Origin of the sequence: Streptomyces sp. NPDC058525, assembly GCF_042719495.1 — a bacterium.
Lineage (GTDB): Bacteria > Actinomycetota > Actinomycetes > Streptomycetales > Streptomycetaceae > Streptomyces.
Window position 1 is genome coordinate 28,216 of record NZ_JBHXNP010000082.1, and the last position, 15,324, is coordinate 43,539.

19 protein-coding genes are annotated in these 15,324 nt (G+C 72.3%); 10 read left to right on the forward strand and 9 right to left on the reverse strand.

The genetic code is table 11. The annotated features are described in order from the left end of the window. Positions 1-8 precede the first annotated feature (8 nt). The 9 genes from ACFWP3_RS30560 to ACFWP3_RS30600 form a co-directional block, all read right to left on the reverse strand. The gene (locus tag ACFWP3_RS30560) at positions 9-404 is read right to left on the reverse strand and encodes a hypothetical protein (protein ID WP_384227407.1); all 396 of its coding nucleotides are present in this window, start codon (positions 402-404) and stop codon (positions 9-11) included. A gap of 211 nt (positions 405-615) precedes the next feature. After that, the gene (locus ACFWP3_RS30565; RefSeq protein WP_384227409.1) at positions 616-1,398 is read right to left on the reverse strand and encodes a hypothetical protein; all 783 of its coding nucleotides are present in this window, start codon (positions 1,396-1,398) and stop codon (positions 616-618) included. Between the two features lie 31 nt (positions 1,399-1,429). Continuing rightward, positions 1,430-2,920 carry an ATP-binding protein gene (locus ACFWP3_RS30570; protein WP_384227411.1) on the reverse strand — a complete coding sequence of 497 codons (1,491 nt, stop codon included), beginning with the start codon at positions 2,918-2,920 and terminating at the stop codon, positions 1,430-1,432. A gap of 31 nt (positions 2,921-2,951) precedes the next feature. Then, positions 2,952-3,413 (reverse strand): DUF6238 family protein, encoded by a 462-nt coding sequence (locus ACFWP3_RS30575; RefSeq protein ID WP_384227413.1) that lies wholly within the window; start codon positions 3,411-3,413, stop codon positions 2,952-2,954. Between the two features lie 44 nt (positions 3,414-3,457). Further along, on the reverse strand, positions 3,458-4,918 hold the full coding sequence (locus ACFWP3_RS30580) for an SCO6880 family protein (RefSeq protein ID WP_384227415.1): 1,461 nt from the start codon (positions 4,916-4,918) through the stop codon (positions 3,458-3,460). Between the two features lie 77 nt (positions 4,919-4,995). Continuing rightward, entirely contained in the window at positions 4,996-6,312 is a 1,317-nt protein-coding gene (locus ACFWP3_RS30585; RefSeq protein WP_384227417.1) for an ATP-binding protein, read from the reverse strand. A gap of 30 nt (positions 6,313-6,342) precedes the next feature. Beyond that, positions 6,343-7,023, reverse strand: a complete 681-nt coding sequence (locus ACFWP3_RS30590; protein WP_384227419.1) for a hypothetical protein — start codon at positions 7,021-7,023, stop codon at positions 6,343-6,345. Continuing rightward, positions 7,023-7,325 carry a DUF6112 family protein gene (locus ACFWP3_RS30595; protein ID WP_030861899.1) on the reverse strand — a complete coding sequence of 101 codons (303 nt, stop codon included), beginning with the start codon at positions 7,323-7,325 and terminating at the stop codon, positions 7,023-7,025. Before ACFWP3_RS30595 ends, ACFWP3_RS30590 begins: the two co-directional genes overlap by 1 nt. Before the next feature lie 171 nt (positions 7,326-7,496). After that, on the reverse strand, positions 7,497-8,609 hold the full coding sequence (locus tag ACFWP3_RS30600) for a C40 family peptidase (protein WP_384227422.1): 1,113 nt from the start codon (positions 8,607-8,609) through the stop codon (positions 7,497-7,499). Between the two features lie 835 nt (positions 8,610-9,444). Here ACFWP3_RS30600 and ACFWP3_RS30605 point away from each other — a divergent pair. The 10 genes from ACFWP3_RS30605 to ACFWP3_RS30650 all read left to right on the forward strand — a co-directional run. Continuing rightward, positions 9,445-10,200, forward strand: a complete 756-nt coding sequence (locus tag ACFWP3_RS30605) for a DNA-methyltransferase (RefSeq protein ID WP_384227424.1) — start codon at positions 9,445-9,447, stop codon at positions 10,198-10,200. Between the two features lie 132 nt (positions 10,201-10,332). After that, entirely contained in the window at positions 10,333-10,998 is a 666-nt protein-coding gene (locus ACFWP3_RS30610; RefSeq protein ID WP_384227426.1) for a DUF4913 domain-containing protein, read from the forward strand. Next, a complete protein-coding gene (locus tag ACFWP3_RS30615; RefSeq protein ID WP_053627873.1) occupies positions 10,995-11,495 on the forward strand; it encodes a hypothetical protein in 501 nt (166 codons plus the stop codon). The genes ACFWP3_RS30610 and ACFWP3_RS30615 overlap by 4 nt, the downstream gene beginning before the upstream one ends. Then, entirely contained in the window at positions 11,492-12,130 is a 639-nt protein-coding gene (locus tag ACFWP3_RS30620; RefSeq protein ID WP_384227429.1) for a DUF3631 domain-containing protein, read from the forward strand. Before ACFWP3_RS30615 ends, ACFWP3_RS30620 begins: the two co-directional genes overlap by 4 nt. After that, positions 12,127-12,789, forward strand: a complete 663-nt coding sequence (locus tag ACFWP3_RS30625) for a hypothetical protein (protein ID WP_384227431.1) — start codon at positions 12,127-12,129, stop codon at positions 12,787-12,789. The genes ACFWP3_RS30620 and ACFWP3_RS30625 overlap by 4 nt, the downstream gene beginning before the upstream one ends. 55 nt (positions 12,790-12,844) lie before the next feature. Beyond that, on the forward strand, positions 12,845-13,552 hold the full coding sequence (locus tag ACFWP3_RS30630; protein WP_384227433.1) for a hypothetical protein: 708 nt from the start codon (positions 12,845-12,847) through the stop codon (positions 13,550-13,552). A gap of 161 nt (positions 13,553-13,713) precedes the next feature. Further along, positions 13,714-14,019 (forward strand): SH3 domain-containing protein, encoded by a 306-nt coding sequence (locus ACFWP3_RS30635; RefSeq protein WP_384227435.1) that lies wholly within the window; start codon positions 13,714-13,716, stop codon positions 14,017-14,019. A 38-nt stretch (positions 14,020-14,057) separates the two neighbouring features. Beyond that, complete coding sequence (locus ACFWP3_RS30640; protein ID WP_327386837.1) at positions 14,058-14,501, forward strand: hypothetical protein; 444 nt, start codon at positions 14,058-14,060, stop codon at positions 14,499-14,501. After that, positions 14,498-14,941 (forward strand): hypothetical protein, encoded by a 444-nt coding sequence (locus tag ACFWP3_RS30645; protein ID WP_384227438.1) that lies wholly within the window; start codon positions 14,498-14,500, stop codon positions 14,939-14,941. The genes ACFWP3_RS30640 and ACFWP3_RS30645 overlap by 4 nt, the downstream gene beginning before the upstream one ends. After that, positions 14,942-15,324, forward strand: a 383-nt coding sequence (locus tag ACFWP3_RS30650) for a hypothetical protein (protein WP_384227440.1), incomplete at its 3' end; no start/stop codon positions are given.

A 15,324-nucleotide genomic window follows, 5' to 3' on the forward strand; every position in this document is an offset into this window, starting at 1 on the left:
CGGGGCGTTCAGCGGGTGATCCGCGGTCGGGCGGGTGCGGGTGCGGGTGCTGGGGCGAGCGGCTTGGTGATCTTCAGTGGGGTGGCGGGGGCCTGGATGGGCGCGGGCCGGTTCGAGTCCCACAGCGAGGGGGTGCCGGAGATCCGGGAGAGGGGGTCGGTGTCCCAGGGCACGATGGGTCCGGCGTCGTACCAGGTCAGGGCGATGACCTCGATGCCGTGGTCGTGCAGGACGTAGCCCCATTCCAGGCCCATGGCATCAGCGTTGGCGTCGGTGACCGGGATCGGCTCTGCGGGGGTACCGTCCACGTTGAACACGTTGTCGAAGGGCGCACTGGGGCCGAGGTCGCCGTGGGGGTCGAGCCGCTCCAGGACGTTGTCGGGGGCCCCGTCCAGGAGGTCCATGCCGAGCTGCTTCCAGTCGTGGGGTCCATCGACGAGGTGCCGGCGCAGGGCGTCGAGGTCGCCGCCGAAGCGGTAGCGGGCGGCGCCGAGCAGCAGGGGGAGCTGGTGGTCGGGGTAGCCGTCGTAATGGCAGTAGATGCCCTCGTAGCCGGTACCGGTGGGGCGGGCGATGAAGCTGCGGGTGCTGATAGCGGTTCCTTCGTTCAGGTGGTCAGCGGGCGCGGGCGGCAGGCGCTGCGGGCAGTGCGGGTACCGGCCGGGCCACGGCCGGTGGGCGAGGCGGGAGCGTGACGGTGGGCGTGGCGTGACGCAGGTTCACGCCGATCCCGTGCGCGACGAGCCGGAGGGCGACGGCCTGGATGCGCACGGCGCGGTCGGCCTCGCCGTAGGAGGCGGGGAGGAGGAACGCGGCCTGGTGGGGCAGGTACTGGAATCCGTGGACGTACAGGGTTTCCCTGGCTTCCTCCGGGACGTCCTTGTACGGCGCTCCGAGCGCTCCGTCCTCGTACCAGGTCAGGGTGAGGGTCTGGTCGACTTGCGGCGGGGCTTCGCGGTGCGGGGGCTCGGGCTGGTCGACGAGGGTCCGGCGCACCGCGTCGCGGGCTGCTTCGTAGCGGGGCAGCAGCCGCCGCGCGATGTTGGCGGCGGCCCGGACGGGATCGTTGGGGACCGCGATCCCGTTGGGTTCCTCGACGCCCACGAAGTGGTGCGGCTCGATGTCGGGGCCGAGCGGGACGACGACGAACTGGCCGGGCCGCAGTGGCCGGTCGTTGACGTAGAGGTGCTGGCCGTCCGGGCCGTGGAGTACGGCCTCGTGGCCCAGGACGTACTGGCTGACGATGTACTCGACGTGGCCGCGGTCCCAGAGACGTTCGATGGTGGCGAACTGGTCTGGGTAGTTGGGATGCTGCTGGTATTCGCTTGTCCACTGCCCGGGGAGACGGGCGGCGAGCGCGGAGGCGAACAGGGACAGGTCGGCGCGTGCTGTGGGCATGGGTTCCCGGGTTGGTTCAACGTTTCTTCGGTCAATGCATACGGGCGTCTGTGTCGAAGAGCTGCAGCTCGGCGGGGTGCAGCTGGTGCTGGACCACGAAGCTCCGGCCGGCCACCTTCCACAGGCCTCGGCCACGGCTGAGGTGGGACAGGGCTGCGGTTTCGACGCTGGTCAGTCCGAGGAGTCCGGCGGCGGCGTGCAGCTGGTCGGTCTCCTGGCGGTAGATCACGCGGGTGCTGCAGTCGGCGAGCAACCCCTCGGCCAGCGCGCGGCTTTGGCTGCCGGCGTCGCCCGCGGTCAGCAGGTCGGACAGCCGGTGGATGACCATGGCGTTGGCGATGCCCAGGCCGCGGGAGAGCTTCCACTGGGCCTGCATGCGCATCAGGAGGGCCGGATGCCTCATCAGTCTCCACGCCTCGTCGTAGATCACCCACCGTCGGCCGCCGTACGGGTCGGTGAGCGCGGCTTCCATCCAGGCCGAGGCGCACGTCATGGCCAGGACCAGTGCGGTGTCGTCGCTGCCGCCGAGGCGGGAGAGGTCGATGGACAGCATCGGGCTGTACGGGTTGAAGGCGCTGGTGGAGGGCGCGTCGAACATCCCGGCCAGGTCTCCGAAGACCAAGCGGCGCATGGCGTGGGCAAGGTCGCGGGCGGCCTCCCCGAGCCGTCCGGCCAGCAGCCCGCCGGCGAGGTCGAGGCCCGGCCCGTCGGCCAGGGCGTGGGCGATGTCGCCGAGCAGCGGGGGACGGCCACTGGCCGCTGCCCGGGCGGAGGCGGCGTCGAGCGCCACGTCGAGCACGGTGTGCTCCATGGGCAGAAGGTCCCGGCCCAGCACGGTGCGGGCCAGGGAGCCGAGCAGCAGCAGACGGCGCTTGCGGACCTCGCCCTCCCACTCCGCCTCCGGCACGGACGCCGGCCTCGGCGCCGCGTCCAAAGGATTCAACCTCCCGGGCAGCCCGGGCCCCAGCGCGATGGACGTCCCGCCCAAGGCGGCGGCCACCGCGCTCCATTCACCCTTGGGATCGCACGGGACATACACCCGGTAGCCGAAGGCGACGGACCGCAGGGCCAGGCTCTTGGCCAGGGCGCTCTTGCCCTGCCCGATCACCCCCGCGAGCAGCAGGTTGGGGTTGGTGAACCCCTCGACTTTTCCGTACAGGGAGAACGGGTCGAAGGTGAAACTGCCCTCCGCATGCAGGTCGCGGCCGATATAGATGCCGTCGGCGCCGAGCCCGCCTTCGGCGAGGAACGGGTACGCGGCCGAGGCGACGGCGGTGGTCATCCGGTGGGCGGGGAGTTTGAGGCGGCTGCCGCGGGCGGACGCGGGTCCGGGGCGCCCGGCGAGCGGGTAGACGGCATCGGGGTAGGCCGCCTCGGTGGGCTGCTGCTCCGCGTCTGCGCCGGCGGCGGTGCGGGCGCGGGCTTCGGCTCGGGCCGTCTGCTTGCGAAGCGCCCGGCGCTGGGCGCGGCCGATGTTGTGCGGGGTGAACAGGGGGGTGGCGCTGGCGCGGCGGTGGGACAACGGTGCTCGCTCGTTTCCGGGGCGGGGGTGTTCAGGACGCCGGTATGGCGAGGTCGGTGGCCGTGGTCTTGCGCCGTATGGCGTGGGAGGCGGCCAGGTGGCGCTGGCAGATGGTCAGCACGGGCGGGCCTTCCGGGAGCCGCTTGGGGTGGCAGTCGCTGCCGCCGGGGGCTGGGGTGGGTAGCAGGTGGAATGCCGCGTGGACGGCGTCGGCTGCCTGCCAGAGGCGGGCGTGGGCGGTGGCCAGGTGCCGTCCGGAGGCGGGGCGCTCGGGCCAGGTGCGTTCAGCGATCTGGTCCAGCAGCCGGTGCAGGGCGGTGAGGTGGGCGTGCAGGCTGTCGAGGTGTGGCCGGTCGGCGGGCCGGGCGCTTTCGCTGGCGGCAGTCTGTGCGGTGAGGGTGCGCGTGTGGTGGCGCAGGCCGGCGGTGGCCGCCCGCAGGTACGGGTGGGCGTCGCTCGTGGGGAGGATGTCGCGGCGGTCGTCAGGTGACAAGGGCTTCTCGCAGGGGATGGACGCCAAGTTGGCGGGCGGGCGGGTTAGAGGGTGTTGCGGGCCAGTGGGAGAGCGCCGGCGGTGAAGGCGTCCGTCTGCTGGTAGATCAGGCGCCGCAGGTCGACCTGGGCGCCGGCGGCAGCCGTTTCGATCTGCGCGCACGCCGCGTCCAGGTGGGCGTCGGTGTCGGCGGAGACGGTGAGCAGCCCGGTCAGCGCGACGTCCGCGTGCCCGGAGATCAGCTGCTTCTCGCGGGTTTTGACGTCCGCGTACTCGACGCTGTCCGCCTCGGACTCCACCTGGCCACGGCGGCGGCGCTCGGAGGCGTCCGCGATGATCGCGGCCTTGCGGCGCTGGACGTCGCGCAGGGCGGAGTCGATTCCCTGGGGGGCGTAGATGAGGGAGAAGGTGCGCCGTACGCCGGTGCTGAACATGATGTTGTGCAGGAATCCGGCGTGGGTTTCGGTCCGGGGCCAGTTCTCGATCCAGTAGGTGGTGTGCCGGGCGGAGTCGGTGATCACCCGGTCGGTTTCCTCGACCTGGGCGACGGGGCCGGCGGCGGCCGGGTCGGCTTCGGCGCGGCCGGTGGAGGACCACTGCTGGAGGCGGGCGGTGGAGGCGGGGTCGTAGGCGGTGCGCAGCACGGCTGCGATCTCCCGAGGGCCCAGCCAGCCGGTCACCGTGAGACCGGCGCCACGGGCGGCTTGGGCGACGGACGCGGTGGTCTGCGCCATGACGGTGAAGGCACCGTCGAGTCCGCCGCCGGCCTGGCTGACCAGGCGTTTGGCGGCTTTGAGGTCCAGGGCGATGGCGAGGTAGGCCTCGTGCGGGGCGGCGGCCGGGCCTGCGGATTCGACGAGCGCGGAGTAGATCTGTCCGGCGACGGGCGCCTGGGGGTTGCCGTGCTCGGCCCAGTGCCGGGCGAGGCTGTCGCCGGAGTCCGGGACGGTGCGCTCCAGGACCTGGACGGTGGCGACGTGCCCGGTCCGGGCGATGCCGGCGAGCGCCCGGCCCCACGCGGCGACGTTGGCGTTCTGGGTGGCGGGATCGAGCAGGGCGAAGGCGCGGGAGCTGACCTTGGCGACGGCGGTCAGGGTCTGCCGGTGGGGGTCGTGGACGGCGGCGGCGCCGGACGCGGAGGTGACCACCCGCAGCGACGCGGTTGTTCCGGGCAGGTGGAGCAGCCCTTCGACCCGCGGCCGGGAGACCGGCCGGGCCCGCCACACCGTCTGCCCACTCCGGCGGCGCTGGGCGTAGCGGGCGACGAGCGGCGCCCAGTCGATCAGCGACCGGCCCTCGCGTCGTACTCCGACCAGGACGGCGGTGGTGATCCACAGGGGGGCCAGGACGACGGCGCCCATCAGGCCTGAGGTCACCACGGTGACCAGGAGGAGCGCGAGGGCCGAGGACACGAGAGCGAGCTGCGGGAGGCTGAGGCCCAGCAGGATGCCGCGCCGGGACCGGTGGGGGAACTTGACGGTGAGAGGGAGAACTTCGGAAGACAAGGTTCAGGTCCGGGTCGGGTCAGGCCGGGGCAGGGCACGCGGGAGGGCGGGCCCTGCCCCGGGCGGGGCTGGTGGGGTTACAGGCCGGTCGGCGAGGTGGACTGGGAGCTGTCACCGGCGGAGGGGGCTCCGTGGGCCGGAGGCATCGGATCGGAGGGAGCACTGCTGCTCCACTCGCCCTGCTGGCCACCGGCGCCGCCCCAGCTCGGCGGACCGCTGTCCTGACCGCCGCCCTGCCCTGTGCTGTTCTGGGTCTGCGGGGTGCCGGCCTGCTCCATGAGGTCACGGAAGCCGCCGCCGGAGCTGTCGCCGCCGGAGTCGTCCTTGTCCATGCTCATTCCGCCGGTGGGATTGGCGGCGATGTCACCGGGGAAGCCTCCGCCGCCTGCGGCCTGGGTGCCGCCCGCGGCCCCGGCTGCCGCGCCGCCGGTGCCCGCAGTGGCTGCTGCGGAAGCGGCCTTGCGTCCGGCGTTCTCGGCGTGCTGGCGGGCCATCTGGGCACCTGCACCGCCGGCTCGGTGAATCTGCTCACCGTCTGTGCCTTCGCTCGCCCAGTGGACGAACTTGAACACCATGTACGGGCAGAGCAGCACCAGAAGCATGATGACCATGCCTGCCGCCATGTCGGCGAGGGCGGCGACGCCGTCCTTGGCTTCGGTCTTGCTCATGGCCGCGATGCCGAGCACGAAGATGATCGTCATCAGCAGTTTCGACACCACGAGGGTGGCGGTGGCTTCGATCCAGCCGCGTCGCCAGCGGCGGGCGACCTCCCAGCCGCCGCCGGCTCCTGCGAAGACCGCGAGGGTCACCAGGATCAGGATGCCGACCTTGCGGACCATCATCACGCCCCAGAAGAGGAACAGGCCGACCGCGCTCGCGCAGGCGGCCACGACGGCGACGAGCCAGCCCATGCCCGCGATGGCTCCGATCTGGGAGATTTTGACCAGGCGCCGCAGGGCCGTGGACATGTCTGTCCCCGATGCCTTGAACAGGCCGTCGCTCAATGCGTCGACGACCTCGAGGGCCACCGTGGTGAAGGCGATGGCGCAGAACGCGAACAGCACGCCGGAGGCTGTGCCGGTGACGGCCTGGGCCAGGGCCTGGCCGTCGCGTTTGATGGCCGCCCGTACGAGTTGGGCGCAGAAGGTGGCGACCAGCAGGAGCAGGCCGATGGGCAGGATCGTCTCGTAGTTGTCGCGGAACCAGCCGGCGCCGAGGTCGATGTCGGTGGTCCGGTTGATGGCCTTCGCGGCGAGGTCGGCCGCGGCGGCGGCGAGGTCGCCGGCCGACTTGGCCATCCAGTCCCCGATGGCGCCGACGGGGTCGGAGGCGAAGTCGATCACGTCGCCGACCGTGCAGAGTTTGCCGGCGACGGGCAGGTCACAGAAGCCCACGCGGGCGTCCTTTCGGGGAGGGGGGAAGGGCTACGGGGCGACGCGCGGGGCTACAGCGGCCAGGCGGCAGTCCTTGCCGGGGCGGCACTGGACGGCGAGGGTGATCTGGCGGTCCTCGGCGCCGCCTCCGCCGCCGTTCCAGGCGAGTTGCGTCTTGCCGCGGACGGTGACGGCGTAGATGTAGGCCTCGGTGATCGCCTGCGGGTTCTCGGCCAGAGCCTGCTTGAACGCCGAGGGGAAGTGCGCCTCGGAGGTGGTGGCGCTGGCGTGCTGGGCGTTGTCCTTGAGCCGGGACCACAGGAGCGGGTCCGGGATCTGGGCCTGGACGGAGTCCCAGTCCGCGTATGCGGTCTCGCCGGTCATCCAGGTGTGCATGCCTGCGAGTTGGTCGTCACGGCTGGTGGTGCGGGCGTCGAAGGTCCACAGCATCACCGCGCTCGCCCGGGCGAAGGCCAGCGGGTCGGCGATCGGCGGCGGACCGGCGACCTTGGACCCGCCCGGGGGCGGCTTCGGCACGGGGGCCGAGGTGCTCTTCGGTGATGCGGAGGACCCGGTGTGCGGGGCGGAAGCGCTGTGGCTGTGGCCGCGGCCGGTCCACCAGGCCGCGGCGCCGGCCAGCACGAGCAGCGCGGCCAGGACGCCGGCGGCGATCATGACGCGCCGGGGCGGCTGCCAGCCGAGACCGAGAGCGTCGAGGGAACGTTTCCTCATCAGTGGACCTGCGAGCCGAGGGCGCTGAAGAACGCGACGATGCCGTTGGCCGCGCCCAGGCCGAGGGCGGCGCCGGCGCTGACGACCGCGCCCTTCTTGCCGTTGGCTTCGGCCTGGTGGCCGCCGGAGTGGTGGCCCCAGGCCCACACGCCGAGGCTGACGGCGAGCGCGCCGACCACCGCGACGATGCCGAAGAGGTTGATCGAGTTGACGACGGTGCGCAGGACTTCGAGGCCGGGCAGGCCGCCGCCCTTGGGCGAGACCCCCGGATCGTAGGCAAGCAGGGTCAGGCGTTCGGACAGGGGTGGGGTGAGGTTCGCGGGGGAGATGGGGGGTGCGCTCCTTGCATGCGCAGGACACGACGGGCCCTGCCGGGGAACAGGAAGAAAGGGGGGGAGGGGGAGGGGGCGTTCTGCGGCGCGAAGGTGGTCCGGTCCGCCCGGTGCCTCAAGGGCCGGCCGGGCGGACCGGTGTCACGGGAGACGGCGCGCGCTGTGGGCGGCGTAATCCGCGAGGGTGCTGAAACGGACCGGCTTTGTGGTGCGCGGGGCCTCGATGACGTAGCCGTGGCCGGCGTAGATACCGACGTGCTCAGGGACGGCGGGGGTGCCGCGGCTGAAGACCAGGTCGCCGGGGCGAAGCTGGTTCAGCGGGACGGCGTTGCCTTCCTTGACCTGGGTGTACGTGGTCCGGGTCAGGGTGATCCCGGCCTTCTTGTACGCCTGCTGGGTCAGCGAGCTGCAGTCGCACCGGCCCATGGGGTCCGGGCCGTGGGGCGCGAGACAGGAGCCGCCCCACTGGTAGAGGGTGCCGAGCTGGTTCATGGCCCACGTGATGGCCGTCTTGGCACGGGGATCGGCGTCGGCGGGGATCGAGTACCCCTTGGGGACGGCCCCTTCGGGGATCGGCCCGGAGCCGCTGCCGTCTTCGCCCGGGACGCACGGGTCTGTGGCCGGGAGGCCCGGGCTCTGGCCGTCGGCGGGCGGCCGGGCACCCTTCAGCGTCGGGGCGATGGCCTGCTGCAGCGCGCGGGCGAGAGGCTCCCACTGGGCGTACGCGTCGGGGAAGCCGCTCAGCTGGACGGCCTGCGCGGCCTGCGTGATCGTCATCTGCTGCCAGCCGGGGACCTTCAGCAGGCCCTGGTAGAACTTCGTGCTGGCGTAGACGGGGTCGCGGACCTGGGCGGCAGTGCCCCACCCTTGGCTGGGTCGCTGCTGGAACAGGCCCAGCGAGTCGCGGTCGCCGTAGCCGAGGTTGCGCAGCCGGCTCTCCTGGATGGCGGTGGCCAGTGCGACGACCTGGCCGCGCTCGGGTACTTCGAGCGTGATGCCAGTGGCAACGATGGTGCGGGCGTGCGGTATCTGCTCGTCGGGCAGGTCGAGGCCGTCGACGTGGACCTTCTGGGCGCCGGATCCGCCGAGAACGGAATCGACTTGGCGTCGTACGGCGTCGGTGTCGACCGACTTGGTGACGCAGGAGGTGCCCTTGCCCGAGGAGTCGCTCGCGGCGGCGGCGAAGACAGCGGTGCCGGCCAGCAGGAAGGGGGAGAGGCAGAGCGCGCCGATCGCGGCGGCGATGCCTTTCACTCCCGGGCGGCCTCCGGTCGGCGGGCCGCGGGGATGTCACGTGGGGATGGGGAGGAACGGGTCACGGGGAGGTCCTCGGGGGTGGGCCCCGGCCGCACGGTGTGAAAAGGGGAAGGGCCGTGCGGCCGGAGCGGTGGAGGCGGGCGAGAGGGTCCCGGCCCGGGTGCGTGTTGCCTCACGCACCCGGCGGGACGAGGGGAGTTACGGGCGGAACATGGGCGTGCCTCCAGGGGAATGCAGGGATCGGCGCGCAGCGGCGGGCCGGTGAAGAAGGGGGATGCGGGGGCGTCTTACGGGCGGAACATCAGCGAACTCCTGGAGCGGGTGCCGGGCCGGGAAGGCCATGGGGATCGGGGGTGCCGGGTGGGCGTTGCCTCGCGCACCAGGGCAGTGGGGGTTACGGGCGGAACATCAGGGGGACCTCCAGGTCCTTGGAAGTTGCGGGGGATACGAGGCGGGTCAGCAGGGGCGGTACATGGGCGGTCTCCGTGTCAGGGTCTGCGGCGGGCGGGGAGCGACGGGCGGCGGCGATGGCCGCGTGCGGGGTCACGGACGGAACACAGGGGCCTCCTGCGGGAAAGGGAAAGGGGGGGAAGGGGTACGCCATCGGCGGTGTCCGCCGGGCAGTGACACGACAGTAAGCCCGAATCCCCGGTCACCGAAATCGCCGCCGAAATCCGCGAGATTCCGCGCTCCTGGGCCCGCGATACTTCCCAACCGGGGATTGTGACCTACAGTTTGGGCCTCCCCGCGCGCCACCGGCTTCTACGGCCATGAGCTTCTGCGCGGTCCGGAGCCCTTCCACCCGCATCCCTCATCGAATTGGGGTCCCCTTTTGTCGTTTTCCCTCCACCAGGGCGACGCGCTGACCGTGCTCGCGACACTGCCCGACGGCTGCGCCGACTCGGTCATCACCGACCCGCCGTACAACAGCGGCGGCCGGACGGCGAAGGAGCGCACCAGCCGCTCCGCCCGCCAGAAGTACGTCTCCGCGGACGCCCAGCACGCCCTGCCGGACTTCACCGGCGAGAACATGGACCAGCGCTCGTACACGCTCTGGCTGACGCAGGTCATGACCGAGGCCCACCGGGCGACGAAGACCGGCGGGACGGCGCTGCTGTTCACCGACTGGCGCCAGCTGCCGGCCACCACGGACGCGCTTCAGGCCGCCGGGTGGCTGTGGCTGGGCGTGATGGCCTGGCACAAGCCGCAGGCCAGGCCGCAGAAGGGCAAGTTCCGACAGGACTGCGAGTTCATCGTCTGGGGCGCGAAGGGCAAGATCGACGCTGCCGCGAACCCGGTCTACCTGCCGGGGATGTTCAGCGCCTCGCAGCCCTCGGGCAAGGCGCGCCGGCACATCACGCAGAAGCCTGTCGAGGTGATGCGGCAGCTGGTGAAGATCGCCCCGCCCGGCGGCACCGTGCTCGACTTCTGCGCCGGATCGGGCAGCACCGGGGTCGCAGCCCTCCTGGAGGGCCGGAGCTTCATCGGCATCGAGAAGACCAGCCAGTACGCGGCCGTCGCCTCCGACCGGCTCACCGAGACCCTCCAGCAGGTGCATTCCCAGGACGATTTCGACCTGACCTGCTGACCGGACCGCATCACCGGCCGGATTGCGGCGGGGCGGAATATAGCGGCAGATCCCCGGTTTCCGAAACCGGGGATTCTCCGGACCATCGGAGCCACTGATTCCACGGCCCCGGCTGCAAGGAGAACCCTTTTCGTGTCCGAATCTGCTGAGCCCCGCCATGGTGGGGAAATAGAGCCGGTCCGTCTGCCGGAAGGCGACCTCGAATCGATCGAGGCATCGGTGCGCAAGCTTCTGGACCAGTCGGCCGAACAGGCCCGCCTGATCGACACGCTGGCCTCCGCCCCGCCGGCCGACCCGATGGCCGCGAGCATGCCCTTCGCGGGATTCCCGGGCATGCCCTCGTACGCCGCCCCGGCCCCGCCGCCGGACCCCAAGCCCATCCTGGAGCTGGAGGGCGAGGAGTTCGAGGACGAACTGGCCGCGCTCACCGACTGGGTGGACGACCACCTCATGGACGTCTACGGCGCCGAGGTCACCACCGCCGCACCGTGGTGCGACCAGTGGCAGGAACACCTCGACGTCGTTGCGTGGCTGCACGCACTGTGGCTGGCCTACCAGCAGCACAAGGACCCCGAGGCCGGCCTCAGCGGCATGGCCGTGTGGCACCGGGACTACCTCACCCACTGCCTGGCCTACGTCCGCGCCCCCGGTGGACCCCTCAGCGCCTGCCAGACCGACCCGGAGCGTCCCGAGCACCGCCTGCTGCGCGGCCCGGGCCCGTCCGCGAAGTCCGCCGCCCGCGATGCCGAAACCCAGCAGACCGACGCCGGACCTTCGCCGGTCGGGGTCGCCACGTGACACACCCACCGCAGCCTCCCGCGGCGTTCGGGCTGTCCTTCCACCCCGAGGCCCTGAACGACCTGTTGGCCGCCCCGGGCGACATGCGGGACCTGGGGCTCGCCCTCATCCAGGACGTGGTCCGTGCCGAGGTCAGGGGCGGCAAGCTGACCGGGGAGCTGTCCGGGTACCGCAAGCTCTACCTCGGCTCCCGCGTCGAGTGGCGCATCGTCTACGCCCACCGCCCAGCCCCGCCCGGGTCCAGCCACCCCACCGACATCCACGTCGTCGCCGTACGCCCCCGTGCCAAGCACGACATCTACGACACCGTCCGGGCCCGCGTCGGCCGCCCCCGCCCCGCGGCCGGGCCCCGCGCGTACGCGGCTCGCTCCCTCTCGCCGCAGGTCCGCCCGCGTCCTGCCGCTATGCCGGCGCCTCCGGCCCCGGCCTTCCCGGTCCCCGGACTTCCCGTGCCCGCCCGCATCACCACGACTTCCCCGAAGGGTCCTTCGCGATGACCAACCTCACCGCCCAGTCCTCCTCCCTGCTCCAGGCCCTGATGGCGACCCTCCTCGAGCCCCGCCCGGCTCCGCACCCGCGCCACCAGGCCCTGCTGGATGCACGCGAGCGTCAGCTGGAGGTGGAAGCGGAACTGAGCGCCTGGGCCAGCCGACCGCAGCCCACCACCGCCGCCGCCCAGGATCAGGAACTCGACGACCTGAGCAATCTGCTCGTCGAGCACGCCAAGGCGGGCCGACAGGTCTCGCACCTCCTGAGCGCCGACAGCTGCTGCCCGCCGTGCACCGACTCCGAGCAGCTGCCGACCACCCTTGGCCACCCCGCCGAGAACACGGTCTCCGCCTTCGCAGCCCCGTGCATCCTGGCCGCCTGCCTGGACGCCTTCGCCCGCTACGGCAGCCCGGACGCGCTGTCCTCCGCCGACCTCGTCGCGGAGCTGCGCACCCTGCCGGGCATCGCCGAGGGCCGCTGGACCTACGCTGACCTCACCCAGACCCGCCTGGCCGCCCTGCTTCGCCCCTACGAAGTGGCCAGCCGCGACATCACCCACGGCGACGGCCGTCGCCGCAAGTCCTACCGCCGCTCGGCCCTCCTGGCCGCCATCCCGGCCGACTGCGACTGCCGGCCGTCGTGACCGCCCGCGAATCCCCGGCAACCGCCCTGGACGCCGCCATCGAGCGCGTCGTCGGCGACCTGACCGTCCTGCACCACGACCACCTGAGCGGGCTGCTCCCGCCCGAGCGAGCCGCACTCGCTGCAGCGCACCGGGACCTCGCGACGGCCGAAGGCGCGATCGCCTACCACCGCAACGCGCTGATGCGCCTGTCCTCCGGCAGCTACCCCGTGGATGCCCCGCTCCTGGACCGCCTGCGCCGGACCGTTCACGACCTGGCCCAGGCCACGGCCGACCGCGACCGGCTGCAGGACGGTGTGGCCGCCGCCTTGGAGGAGGTCAAGGCCGCCGCCCCCGCTGACGAGGAGCTGACACCCCGCGACTTCGCCGTGCTCCTCTCGCTCGCCGGCGGCGGCACGATGCGCGAACACCTCCTCACCCACCGGGTCTCGGTCCGCACCGTCCAGGGCCGTCTCATCGAACTTCCCGCGTTCCAGCGCCTGGAAGCCCTCGGGCTGGTCACCCGGGACACATCCCGGGCCCTGACCGTCGGCCAGCCGGTCACCCTCACCGGCACCGGCCGGACCACGCTGCTCGGCACCCGCCGCCCACCGGCCATGGCCACCCCCGCGCCCGCCCGCCCGGCCGGAGCCTGGCCGACACCAGCCCGACACCACTGACCGCGCAGTGCCTGCGGTTCGTCCTCTCCCGCCTGCAGAAAGCAGTCCGCCCCACGTGTCCCTCCACGAACCCGACTACGAACTCGACGGCTTCAAGCCTGCTGACGAGGAGCACGACCAGCACCACGACCATCTCGACATCTCGTCCTTGAAGGTGCTCGGCGAACACCGCACCGACACCGACAGCTACTTCGTGCTCCTCGACGAGGGAGCCACCTGGGGTATTCCGGGAAGCCCGCAGCTCAGGGCAGTACACGTCTCCCGCGACCTGAGCGCCCGCACCTTCGAGATCGACTCCAAGGAACTCCCGCTGTACGCGATGGCCCAGTCGTACCTGATCGCCCGCGGCTGCCCCTCCGACGCGCTCAGCCCGCAGGAAGGTGTGCACGACCCCGCCGACGACGTCACCCGGGCCCTGGAGGCACGTGTCCGCGGCGACGGCGACCATTTCGCCTTGCTGGCCAGCTACACCGCCGACATGCGCGAACCCGTGGAGACGGTGGTGATGCTGCGCTCCCTTGACCCCCAGGCGGTGCCGGAGTTCCGGATCCTGCGGGAGCGGTTCGACTGGGACTCCAACACCCACACCCTGCGTGAAGGCGGGTTCGAGACGTACGGCGCCGCGGTTGATTGGTGGGAGGCCTGGTCGGACGAGGAGGCTCCGGAGCTGCCGCCGCCGGCTCCGACCGCACGCCGCAGCCCGGTCCGCACGGCCCCAGCGACACCCGTGCCGCAGGCATCTCGACGGCCACACGGCCGCTGAACACGATCCCGCCCGGCCCCGTTTCGGCGGATCGGCGGCGCGCAATATAGCGGCGAAGTCCCGGTTTCGGAAACCGGGGATTCTCCGGACCCTTTGCAACACCACCGCCCCGCTGAGGGCGGTCACTTCCTGTTGTTCTGCCTGGTCTGGAGCCATCCGCTGTGTGCTACACATCCGCGTCCATCACCGCCACCGTCCTGGGCGGCGCCCCATCCCGGGCCGCCTCCACCACGGCACTCCGCGCCGCCGCGCCCCGTACCGCTCGGCCGGCCGGGCAGGTGCTCGCTCTCGCCGTCCATGCCCGCGCCGACAGCGACTCCACGGCCGTGGGTGTGCTGCGGCGCGGGGAGCCGTTCACAGCGTCGGTGGCCGACGGCACCTGGCGGCACGTCACCACCGCCTCGGGCGTCACCGGCTGGGTCGACGACGGTGACCTCCGCCCGGATGACGGCCTTCGCCCGAACTGACCCGCCCGCACGTCTTCTTCTCCCAGGAGCCCCCTTTCGTGTCCGACATCCCCGACGTCTTCGACGGCGACGTGCTCGGCCTGTTCGCCGCCCGGATCGAGGCCCAGTTCGGCCTCGCGATGAGCGAGCTGACCCAGGCCATCCACGCCGCACCCCAGGCCCACCCCGGCGCTACCCAGGCGGTCCACTGGTACGGGCTGCTCTCCCAGGCCCAGCAGGTGCTGGAGACGGCCGAGGACACCTTGGTCGCGGCGCTGGATACCGCGGTCGGGGATCAGCTTGACGACCCGGTGATGGAGCTGGCCCACCGGGTGAACCACGCTGTTGCCGCCCGCGACGGCCGGGCCATCACGCTCCGGTTCCTCCTGCAGGCCCCTGCCGAGACGGCCCGCATCCAGCAGCGCTTCGGGCCCCGGGTCACAACCACGCTGCCCACCCCCGCTCCGGCACAGCCCGCGCGGATCCGCGGAGGTGTCCGATGAGCGACGGGCGCCGGCCCAGCAGCCAGGATGCGCGCCTGGAGGGCGTGTTCGGCGGGCCGCTGGACGATCTCCACGAGCGGGCGGTCCGTCCCGGAGCCTCGCCCGCCCTGGTACGGGCCCTGGAGTTGCGGGTCTTCCTCGCTCTGGCCGAGGCGCAGGTCGTACGGGTCTGTGACCGCGTTCACGCGGCGATGGCCCCCGACGCAGAGCTGGACTCCCTGAGCTCCGATGCGCTGCGGTTCGACGCTGAGTGGCTGGAGGCGGCGCTGGCAGCACGCAGCGGCTACCGGACCGCCCTGGACAAGCTGCTCGCCGCGATGCCACCACCAGCGGTCCGCCCGCTCGCCGCCCCGGTTGCCGTCCGGCCGACAGTCGCGAGCAGCAATCTCCCGCCGGCGTCCGCAGGGGCCGGAGGCGGAGTGGCAGTTCGGAGAGGCTGAGTGCCCGGTCCGTACGCTGCCTCCCAGGCTGCGGGTGAGCGGATCGAAGCCCTCTACGGCCGCCCGGTTGCCGAACTCGCCGCGGACCCCGTGCCGGGCAGCATGCGGTACGCCCTGCTCAACAGCTTCGACGCCCTGCAGTACGCCGACCGCGCCGTCACCTTCCACGCCGAGCAGCTCCACCGGCTGACTCACCCCGACCGCGCGATCGAATCCGTGGACGTCGGCCACATCGCCGACGCCACCCGCCGCCTGGCCCACGCCGTCACCGTCCGCGACTCCCACGCCCAGGTCCTCGGCGACGTGCTGAACAGCCTGGCCCGCGTCCCCGACATCGCACCCGCGGCATCCGCTGTGCCCCAGGCCCTGGCCGTCTCCCCGGC

Excerpts from the sequence above, each read along its gene's own strand:
- ACFWP3_RS30565 (WP_384227409.1), bottom strand. The coding sequence starts at position 1,398 with ATGCCCACAGCACGCGCCGACCTGTCCCTGTTCGCCTCCGCGCTCGCC.
- ACFWP3_RS30645 (WP_384227438.1), top strand. The coding sequence starts at position 14,498 with ATGAGCGACGGGCGCCGGCCCAGCAGCCAGGATGCGCGCCTGGAGGGC.
- ACFWP3_RS30620 (WP_384227429.1), top strand. The coding sequence starts at position 11,492 with ATGACCAACCTCACCGCCCAGTCCTCCTCCCTGCTCCAGGCCCTGATG.
- ACFWP3_RS30560 (WP_384227407.1), bottom strand. The coding sequence starts at position 404 with ATGGACCTCCTGGACGGGGCCCCCGACAACGTCCTGGAGCGGCTCGAC.
- ACFWP3_RS30590 (WP_384227419.1), bottom strand. The coding sequence starts at position 7,023 with ATGAGGAAACGTTCCCTCGACGCTCTCGGTCTCGGCTGGCAGCCGCCC.